At 40.3% G+C, this 9,345-nt stretch carries 8 protein-coding genes and 1 pseudogene; 7 read left to right on the top strand and 2 right to left on the bottom strand.

From position 1 onward, the window contains the following. Both ACEW8O_RS25260 and ACEW8O_RS25255 read right to left on the bottom strand, forming a co-directional pair. Nucleotides 1-140 (bottom strand): annotated as a pseudogene (locus tag ACEW8O_RS25260) (ABC transporter permease); the annotation flags it as partial. A 410-nt stretch (nucleotides 141-550) separates the two neighbouring features. Continuing rightward, nucleotides 551-1,216: a heme exporter protein CcmB gene (locus ACEW8O_RS25255; protein WP_373497406.1), complete on the bottom strand. Its 666-nt coding sequence runs from the start codon at nucleotides 1,214-1,216 to the stop codon at nucleotides 551-553. A gap of 268 nt (nucleotides 1,217-1,484) precedes the next feature. Here ACEW8O_RS25255 and htpG point away from each other — a divergent pair, with 268 nt between their 5' ends. From htpG to ACEW8O_RS25220, 7 genes are all read left to right on the top strand, one after another. Beyond that, complete coding sequence (htpG, locus tag ACEW8O_RS25250) at nucleotides 1,485-3,368, top strand: molecular chaperone HtpG (protein ID WP_373497405.1); 1,884 nt, start codon at nucleotides 1,485-1,487, stop codon at nucleotides 3,366-3,368. A gap of 404 nt (nucleotides 3,369-3,772) precedes the next feature. Further along, entirely contained in the window at nucleotides 3,773-4,189 is a 417-nt protein-coding gene (locus ACEW8O_RS25245; RefSeq protein ID WP_373497404.1) for an Rrf2 family transcriptional regulator, read from the top strand. Between the two features lie 73 nt (nucleotides 4,190-4,262). Further along, nucleotides 4,263-4,535, top strand: coding sequence for a DUF2061 domain-containing protein (locus tag ACEW8O_RS25240; RefSeq protein ID WP_373497403.1), 273 nt, complete (start codon nucleotides 4,263-4,265; stop codon nucleotides 4,533-4,535). Further along, nucleotides 4,510-5,214 carry a phosphoadenylyl-sulfate reductase gene (locus tag ACEW8O_RS25235; RefSeq protein ID WP_373497402.1) on the top strand — a complete coding sequence of 235 codons (705 nt, stop codon included), beginning with the start codon at nucleotides 4,510-4,512 and terminating at the stop codon, nucleotides 5,212-5,214. The genes ACEW8O_RS25240 and ACEW8O_RS25235 overlap by 26 nt, the downstream gene beginning before the upstream one ends. Before the next feature lie 144 nt (nucleotides 5,215-5,358). Further along, the gene (cysD, locus tag ACEW8O_RS25230; protein ID WP_373497401.1) at nucleotides 5,359-6,258 is read left to right on the top strand and encodes a sulfate adenylyltransferase subunit CysD; all 900 of its coding nucleotides are present in this window, start codon (nucleotides 5,359-5,361) and stop codon (nucleotides 6,256-6,258) included. A gap of 207 nt (nucleotides 6,259-6,465) precedes the next feature. Beyond that, a complete protein-coding gene (locus tag ACEW8O_RS25225; protein WP_373497400.1) occupies nucleotides 6,466-7,719 on the top strand; it encodes a sulfate adenylyltransferase subunit 1 in 1,254 nt (417 codons plus the stop codon). A gap of 209 nt (nucleotides 7,720-7,928) precedes the next feature. Then, nucleotides 7,929-9,345: nitrite/sulfite reductase (locus tag ACEW8O_RS25220; protein WP_373497399.1), on the top strand; the 1,417-nt coding region annotated here is incomplete at its 3' end.

Below are 9,345 nucleotides of genomic sequence, written 5' to 3'. Positions count from 1 at the left end.
AACCACATGGTGACATGGAAATATAAAGCCCGGATGGTTTCGTTGAGAATGGGTAATCGAGGTACATCAAGGAGAAGTCCTGCTGTGATGGTGTATGCCAATAAGACGATAGTGAGGATTTTCCACCAGCTTTTTTTCATTTCAGGGATTTTGCTAACTCAATCGCAAAAATAAGTCATAAGTTCCTGATTCCTGTGCTTTTTGTAATATAAGTTGGGGTAAGGTTGGTGGTTTCCCGCAAAACTTGTCCCGAGTATCGGGAAGCGCTAAAGCGCAAAAAAATAAAAGGGGTTAGGTTTCCCGCAAAGACGCTAAGGCGCAAAGAATTTGGAATGATTTAGAATTCCCACAAAGACACAAAAGCACAAAGAAAAAAGTTAATTAAATTATAATATGCCTTTATATCATTTCTTTAATGAGTTGATTATGATGACCCGAAGGATTCAATTCTAAGAAATTACAGACAAATTATGTTACTTCTAAATTTTAAAAAAATTTCTTTGCGCCTTAGCGTCTTCGCGGGATCAAATTTTTTTGCGAGCTCTCTCCCCTAGCTTCTCCACAAATATGGAAACAAAATATATGCTGTCACCGCAATAATCGCATTGATCGCCAGAAGGGTTACAATTTTATCCACACTTACTGACCAATCCAAACCATCAATGGCATTTTTAGAAACCCGAATGGCCATCAATAGAATGGGGATGATCACCGGAAAACTTAAAATAGCCATCAAGGTGGCATTGTTGCCGGCTTTGGAGGCAATTCCTGAAACCATAGTAAGACAAGCCGAAAAACCAACTGCACCCAAAATAAGATTTAATAAAAACAATCCCTGATCTGCCACAGGATTACCAAGGATGATGATGAACACCAAATACCCCAACAGAGCTAAAATTAAGGTCAAAAGGGTATTGTATATCATTTTAGATATGATGATGGACTCGGGTGAGGCGATCATATAGTAATATAACTGTCTGCCCTGATGTTCCTGAACAAAGCTTTTTGCGACAGCATTGACTGAAGAAAACAATATAATGATCCAATACAAGGCATTCCAGGTCGGAATATCAATATTGCCTAGTTTTGCTCCCACGCTAAGATAGGTGATGAAAACCGCTGAGACTACATACAAAAGAATTCCGTTCAGAGCATACTTCTGACGCCATTCAAGGGTGATTTCTTTTTGGATAAGTACAGCAATTTCTTTGAGCATGGGACAAAGATAGGGAAAGAAGTTTGGAAGTTTGGAAGTGGGAAGTAAGGGAGTTGGAAGTGAAAACGAAGAATGAAGAACGAAGTAGGAGGTTGGAAGTTTGACGAATCAGTAATGCGTTTCTAATCAATTCTATTTCAATGTGTTTTTAAATATTTCCATTGTATTTCATTTAAGGTCTGCCAAAATGACACCAAAGCCTGTTTGGAACAGCGCTTGATAAGGATGTGTCATTACAAATGTTATTTAACTTAAACTAACGATAGCTATGCAGGAAAAAGGTACCATCTCGATACATACCGAGAATATTTTCCCGATCATCAAGAAGTTTTTATACTCTGACAATGAGATTTTTCTCCGGGAATTGGTTTCCAACGCAGTGGATGCCACGCAAAAAATCAAAAGACTTGCCACACTCGGCCAATATGCCGGGGAACTTGGTGACATTACGGTAGAAGTAGCCTTTGACAAGGACAAAAAAACCATCACCATTTCCGACAGAGGTTTGGGGATGACGGCAGAAGAAATCAAAAAGTACATTAATCAAATTGCTTTCTCAGGAGCGGCCGAGTTTGTGGAGAAATTCAAGGATGCCAAAGACGCCAATGAAATCATCGGCAAGTTCGGTTTGGGTTTCTACTCTGCCTTTATGGTCGCTGACAAAGTGGAAATCAATACCCTTTCCTATCAGGAAGGTGCAGAGGCAGCCAAATGGACCTGTGATGGTAGCACTGAATTTGAAATCACTCCAAGTGACAGAACAGAGCGGGGAACTGAAGTAACCCTATTTATCAATGCAGATTCAGAGGAATTTCTGGACAAGTGGAAGCTTCAGGGGATTTTGGACAAATACTGTAAATTTCTTCCTGTTCCCATCAAATTCGGAACAAAATCTGAAAGTGTGGAGGATGGAGAAGATGAGGAAGGCAAGAAAAAATGGAAATCCGTGGAAGTGGACAATATCATCAACACTACCACACCTATCTGGACCAAATCTCCCAATGACCTGAAAGATGAGGATTATTTGGATTTTTATAAGCAATTGTATCCTATGGGTGAGGATCCCTTGTTCTGGATTCATTTGAATGTGGATTATCCATTCAACCTGACCGGAGTGTTGTATTTCCCCAAGATCAAGAACGATTTTGAATTCCAGAAAAACAAGATCAAACTTTTCAGCCGTCAAGTGTTCATCACGGATGAGGTAAAAGACATTGTGCCTGAATTCCTGATGCTATTGCACGGTGTAATTGATTCCCCAGATATTCCTTTGAACGTGTCAAGGAGCTTTTTGCAAGCTGACAGCAATGTGAAAAAGATCAACAGTTATATTACCAAAAAGGTAGCTGACAAATTGGGCGAACTCTTCAAGAAAGACAGAAAAGCCTATGAAGAGAAATGGAATGATATCGGTCTCTTTGTTAAATACGGAATGATCAGCGAGGATAAATTTGCCGAAAAAGGCAAAGATTTCGCATTGCTGAAAAATACCAAAGGTGAATTTTTTACCCTGCCGGAATACAAAGAAAAAGTCAAGGCTGTTCAAACAGACAAAAATGAGCAGACAGTATATCTCTATGCCACGGATGTCAACAAACAGGATGGATTTATCCAATCTGCCAACAAAAAAGATTATGATGTCCTGGTAATGGATTCTCCTATTGACAGCCACTTTATCCAACATGTGGAAGGTAAAGAGGAGAAGACCCAACTTAAGCGGGTGGATGCTGATGTAGCAGAAAAACTGATCCAAAAAGATGATACTTATGCCAACTTGTTGACAGAAGAACAATCCACTAAGGTCAAAGAAATCTTTGAAAAAGCAATCAGCAATAAAGATTATACCGTGGAAGTCGAAGGATTAAGCCCTGAGGAAATGCCTGTGACAGTGACCATGGAGGAATTTATGCGCAGGATGAAGGACATGGCACAGATGGGAGGCGGCATGAGTTTCTACGGAGCGATACCTGACCATTACAAGGTAGCCATCAACGGAAATCATCCGGTTGTTGATAAGCTTCTCAAGTCAGAAGATGAGGCAGAACAAAGCAAACTTGCAAAGCAAGCATTTGATTTGGCCTTATTGTCTCAAGGTATGTTGACAGGTAAAGACCTGACAGAGTTTTTGAAAAGAAGTGTGGAGTTGATTTAAATCTTAGAGGTTTGAAAAAAACCTCCAAGATTTAAATCAAAATGATTCCATGAGTTAATTGACCTTTAGGTACGTCAAGGTGTACTTAAAGGTCATTTTTATATAACAAAACTTTAAGTAAAATCATAGAGGAAGTATAAATGCCTCATCATACATTTAGGAGATCACATAGTAAAATCAATATTGGGATTAAATATTATGAGTTTTATTTTGTGGAAAATTTTGGTAAAAGATCTTTGGGGTTGTTAAAGCTCCAAAGGGCTGTATCTAAAACTGAGTTCGAAACGGACCTAGTCTCTATTCCGCTAATTTTCCTGTCCGCCACGTCGGACAAGTTCTTCCAATTTTTAATCTTCCAATTTTCCACCCTTTGCCATCCCGATTTTTCCTCTATTTTTGTACTTATGCTATCCAAAAAAACCAAATACGCTTTTCACGCCCTGACCTACCTCGGCAAGCATAGAGACCAAAAAACTGTTTTGATCCAGGATATATCCGAAGAATATGGTATTTCCCATAAGTTTTTAGAAAATATCCTACTTGAGTTAAAGAAAGCCGGTATCCTTGGTAGCAAGAAAGGAAAGGGCGGAGGTTATTACCTGATCAAAGAACCCAAAGATGTACCGCTTTCTAAGGTGATCCGTTTGCTTGATGGACCTATAGCCTTATTGCCCTGTGTGAGCCTCAATTATTACGAACCATGTGTGGAATGTAAAAATGAAGTCAAATGTGGTCTTAACAAAGTAATGATACAGGTCAGAGACGAGATGCTTAATGTATTGGAAAACAAGTCTTTATCAGATATTTTGGATAAAGAGTAAAATTTTTTACTCATTTACCCTATAATATTTATAGGTTTTATATACTTTTGTTTCTGAGATTAATAAATAATGTATGATTCTAGATCAGCCTCTTAAAAAATGGTTTGTAAACAACAAAGGTCAGGACACCAATGTCAAGAGTTTTGTCAAATCCATCTCATGGAGAATTGTCGGTACCATCGACACCATGGTGATTTCATTTTTTGTAACAGGCCAATTGGTGATGGCACTGTCTATCGGTTCCATTGAAGTAGTCACCAAAATAGCCCTTTATTATCTCCACGAGCGTGCCTGGGAAGGTGCCACAAAAGTCGAAAAAGATGAGCCTAAAAACGAATTTGCATAAACTAAGTGAAAAAGTTGAAAAGCTAAGTCCAGCAGAGGCTCTTGGCTTTTTGTCAGATCTTTTTCCCGGAAAAGTAGTCTTTTCAACTTCATTGGGACAGGAAGATCAGGTAATCACCCAATTGATTGCAGATAACAACCTTCCTATCCATATTTTTTCTTTGGATACAGGCAGACTTTTTCCGGAAACATTGGACTTGATTGAAAGAACAGAAAGTAAATACAAAATGAGAATAAAGATTTTATATCCTGAAAGGCAATCCGTTGAAAATCTGGTGGATAAAATAGGGATCAATGGTTTTTATGATTCAGTTGAAAACAGAAAGTCCTGTTGCTATGTCCGCAAAGTGGAGCCTTTAAAAAGAGCTTTGGCAGGAAATAGTATTTGGGTCACAGGGCTGCGTGCTGAGCAGAGTGCCAACCGTTCTTCGATGAGGAAAATTGAATGGGATGAAGGAAACAACATTATCAAATTCAATCCCTTGCTGGACTGGTCCTATGATCAAATGATTGCTTATATCAAAGAAAATAAAATTCCATACAACCCATTGCATGACCGTGGATTTGTCAGCATTGGCTGTGCGCCCTGCACAAGAGCCATATCAACTGGAGAAGATGCCCGGGCAGGTAGATGGTGGTGGGAAGAGTCAAAAAAGGAGTGTGGGTTGCATGCGAGATAAGACGCAAGATGCAAGACACAAGATGCAAGACTTCGAAATTCATCATTCATCATTCATCATTCGAAATTTGAATAATGAACATCGAATAATGAATGTAGAATGATGAAGTAAAAAGAAATTGAAACATTAAACATCAGAATTGCCATGTCAAACCTACTAATACCAAATCCGAAAGAAGCAGAATCAATTCATATCCTGAGAGAGGTAGCGGCGCAGTTTGAAAAACCTGTTCTATTATTTTCCGGAGGGAAAGATTCCATTACTCTTGTCAGGCTAGCCCAAAAGGCATTTTATCCGGCAAGGATTCCTTTTCCGCTTTTGCACATTGACACAGGGCATAATTTTCCCGAGACTATTAAGTTTAGGGATCAATTGGTGGCAGAATTGGGATTGGAACTGATAGTCAGAAACGTTCAGGATTCGATCGATCAAGGTAAAGTCACTGAAGAAAGAGGCAGGTATGCCAGCCGAAACACTTTACAGACTACCACCTTATTGGATGCGATAGAAGAATTCAAATTCGATGCATGTATTGGCGGTGCAAGAAGGGATGAAGAAAAAGCAAGGGCCAAGGAAAGGGTTTTTTCCGTGAGGGATGACTTTGGACAATGGGATGAAAAGAACCAACGCCCTGAGCTTTTTGACATGCTCAATGGCAAGATTCACCAAGGACAGAATGTCCGTGTTTTTCCTATTTCAAATTGGACAGAACTTGATGTTTGGGAATATATCAAAACAGAAAATATCGAAATACCTTCCATATACTTTGCGCACAAAAGAGAGGTCTTCTTCCGTGATGGACTGATCTGGACAGCCAATGAACATGTGTACAGGGAAAACCACGAGGAGGTATTTGAAAAAATGGTCCGTTTCAGAACGGTTGGGGACATGACCTGTACTGCAGCAGTGCTCTCGGAAGCTGAGACTTTAGACGCCGTGGTTGCCGAAATCAGGGATTCTACCATCTCAGAAAGAGGTGCCAGAATTGACGACAAAAGGTCTGAAGCAGCAATGGAGAAAAGGAAGAAGGTTGGGTATTTTTGATTTGAAAGTACAAAGTATAAAGTACCAAGACTCAGATGGTTCAAGACTTCAGTCTTGGACCACAAACTTGCAGTCTTCAGACTGCTTTTTAGAGTCTTAGAAATAAAATCAAGAAGTCTTCGTGCCTTCGTAGCATTAAAAATATCAGCTAAAAGTGATGAAAAGACCAAGTCTCACGTCTTATGTCTCAGGTCTCATATCTAAAATATGGAAAGTAAAAAACTCATAAAAATAGCCACAGCAGGTTCGGTGGATGATGGGAAAAGCACCCTCATCGGTAGGTTGCTGTATGACACGAAATCACTGACCACTGATAAGTTGGAAGCTATAGAAAGAACCAGCCGTCAGCGTGGCTTTGATTACCTGGATTTTTCTTTGGCAACAGATGGTCTTGTAGCAGAAAGGGAACAGGGTATTACAATTGATGTAGCACATATTTACTTCAATACGGCCAAAACCAATTTTGTCATTGCCGATACTCCCGGCCATATCGAGTATACCCGTAACATGGTGACAGGCGCATCCACTTCCCAGGTTGCCATCATATTGATTGATGCCCGGAAAGGTGTTATTGAGCAAACATATAGACACTTCTTTATCAGCAACTTGCTACGCATCAGCCATGTTGTAGTGGCGATCAATAAAATGGATTTGGTTGACTATGATGAAGATGTTTATCTCAAAATAAAAGCAGACTTTGAAGCCCTAGTGGAGAAAAGTAACTTCAACACAGAACAAATTACTTTTATTCCCATTTCGGCTTTAAAGGGAGAAAATATTGCCAGGCAATCCGAGTTGATGCCATGGTTTGTGGGCAACACCTTATTGGATCATTTGGAGGTTTTGGAAACCGAGGATTTACAGGAAAGTTCCGTTGCCCGCTTCCCCGTTCAGTATGTCATCCGTCCCAAAACCGAAGCATTTCATGACTTCAGGGGTTTTTCAGGAGTGCTGTATGGAGGAAATCTAAAAGTGGGTGATGAGGTGACAGTACTGCCATCCTTAACCCAATCCAAAATCAAATCCATCAGTTTATTTGATCAGGAATATGAAGTTGCTACTCCTGGTTCCTCTCTGACCATAACACTGGAGGATGAGGTAAATATCAGTAGGGGAGATATGCTGGTCAAATCAAATGAGCTTCCCAAATCTGAAAATCAAATAGCTGCAACGATCTGTCAGGTCAACAGCAAGCCTTTGAGGGTTGGTGACAAATTTACACTTCAGCACGGCGTAAACCGGGTTTTGGCAAAAGTTGACAGCATCGAATCCCTCATCCATACAGACTTCTCGGGAGAAGAACCTGCGCAGCAACTGAAACTTAATGACATCGGAAAAGTGAATTTACGATTAAGTAAACCTATCCACTTTGATAGTTATACCCAAAATAAATTCAACGGCAGCTTTATCCTTATTGATGAAGGCAGCTATGATACCGTGAGTGTAGGGTTTATTGAATAAAACTGAAATAAATAGAAATAAGTGGAAATAAATTGAAATATAAAAAAAAGCATCTGACCGCCTAACAAGCTCATATTGGTGCCAATTTATTTCGCCGAAGGCATATTGCGCAAAGTATATCTCAACCTTATTTCACTGCTGGCAAATAAATGTCGACAGATTGACAACCATAACACCACATTCCCTCAGTAGGGACAAAGATTAAAATTATGCAAAGCTTCAGAACGGAAATCGAAAATCCCATTGTGGAAAAGGACATACTTGAGCTGGAAAGAAAAATCACACTTTTCAGAGAAGGAAAAATAGATGAGGAAAAATTCCGTAGCCTCCGGCTTGCCCGGGGAGTTTATGGTCAAAGGCAGCCAGGGGTTCAGATGATCCGTATCAAGTTGCCCTATGGAAAAACCACAGGGGAACAGCTGAGACGTATTTCAGATGTTTCAGATAAGTATTCCACAGGAAGGCTACATATTACTACCCGGCAGGATATTCAGATCCATTACGTCAGCCTGGATGAGACTCCGGCACTTTGGGCGGAATTGGAAAAAGACGATGTGACTTTAAGGGAAGCTTGTGGCAACACTGTCCGAAATGTAACAGCATCAGAAACTGCCGGTGTGGATCCCAAGGAGCCATTTGATGTGACTCCCTATGCCGATGCGGTTTTTAAATATTTTTTAAGAAATCCTGTTTGCCAGGAAATGGGCAGAAAATTCAAAATGGCTTTCTCTGCCTCGGAAGAAGATACTGCATTGACCTATTTGCACGATTTGGGATTTATCCCCCGATTAAAAACCGAAGACGGAAAGGAAATAAGAGGATTCAAAATCCTGTTAGGTGGAGGCTTGGGGTCACAGCCAAGACATGCTGATCAGATTACCGAGTTTTTACCAACTGATGAATTGATTCCTTTTATTGAAGGAGTTCTAAGAATATTTGACAGACATGGCGAACGTTCCAGAAGATTAAAAGCAAGGATGAAGTTTTTGATCAATGATTTAGGGATCGAAGAATTCCTAAAATTGGTCGAAGAAGAAAGACAGGCTTTGCCTTACAAAAAATATCCCATTGACGCTCAGACCTATGAAGAATCCAAAGGGCTTCCCCGGCCTGAATTTCCTTTGGTTGAGGAGCCTTTGGATCTGGCCTATGAGCAATGGAAACTGACAAATGTGCTTCCCCAAAAGCAGGATGGATTTGTATCCATTGGAGTGAAAGTTCACTTGGGTGATTTTTATACCGATCAGGCCAGACAATTGGCAAAATTGGTAAGCAAATATGCAGGAAATGAGGTACGTTTTACCTTGAGACAAAACATCCTCATCCGGGATGTACAGGTTGGAGCAGTGCCGTTTTTCTATCAAGAATTGAAGAAAATAGGCTTGGCTGATGCAGGCTACGATAGTTTTGCAGACATCACTGCCTGTCCGGGAACAGACACCTGTAACCTTGGGATTGCAAGCAGTACAGGTATTGCCAAGGAACTGGAAAAAGTCATTTTGGCTGAATATCCGCAGTACCTCAAAAACAAAGACCTGACCATTAAAATCTCCGGCTGTATGAATGCCTGTGGGCAACACAATATGGCCCATATTGGATTCCAGGGGATGTCCATGAAAGTAGGGA

Source organism: Aquiflexum sp. (genome assembly GCF_041749095.1).
Classification (GTDB): Bacteria; Bacteroidota; Bacteroidia; order Cytophagales; family Cyclobacteriaceae; genus Aquiflexum.
This window is presented reverse-complemented; position numbering and strand designations above follow the sequence as displayed.

Bases quoted from the DNA above. Each gene is read 5' to 3' on its own strand.
- ACEW8O_RS25255 (WP_373497406.1), bottom strand. From the start codon at position 1,216: ATGCTCAAAGAAATTGCTGTACTTATCCAAAAAGAAATCACCCTTGAA.
- htpG (WP_373497405.1), top strand. From the start codon at position 1,485: ATGCAGGAAAAAGGTACCATCTCGATACATACCGAGAATATTTTCCCG.
- ACEW8O_RS25245 (WP_373497404.1), top strand. From the start codon at position 3,773: ATGCTATCCAAAAAAACCAAATACGCTTTTCACGCCCTGACCTACCTC.
- ACEW8O_RS25240 (WP_373497403.1), top strand. From the start codon at position 4,263: ATGATTCTAGATCAGCCTCTTAAAAAATGGTTTGTAAACAACAAAGGT.
- ACEW8O_RS25235 (WP_373497402.1), top strand. From the start codon at position 4,510: ATGAGCCTAAAAACGAATTTGCATAAACTAAGTGAAAAAGTTGAAAAG.
- cysD (WP_373497401.1), top strand. From the start codon at position 5,359: ATGTCAAACCTACTAATACCAAATCCGAAAGAAGCAGAATCAATTCAT.
- ACEW8O_RS25225 (WP_373497400.1), top strand. From the start codon at position 6,466: ATGGAAAGTAAAAAACTCATAAAAATAGCCACAGCAGGTTCGGTGGAT.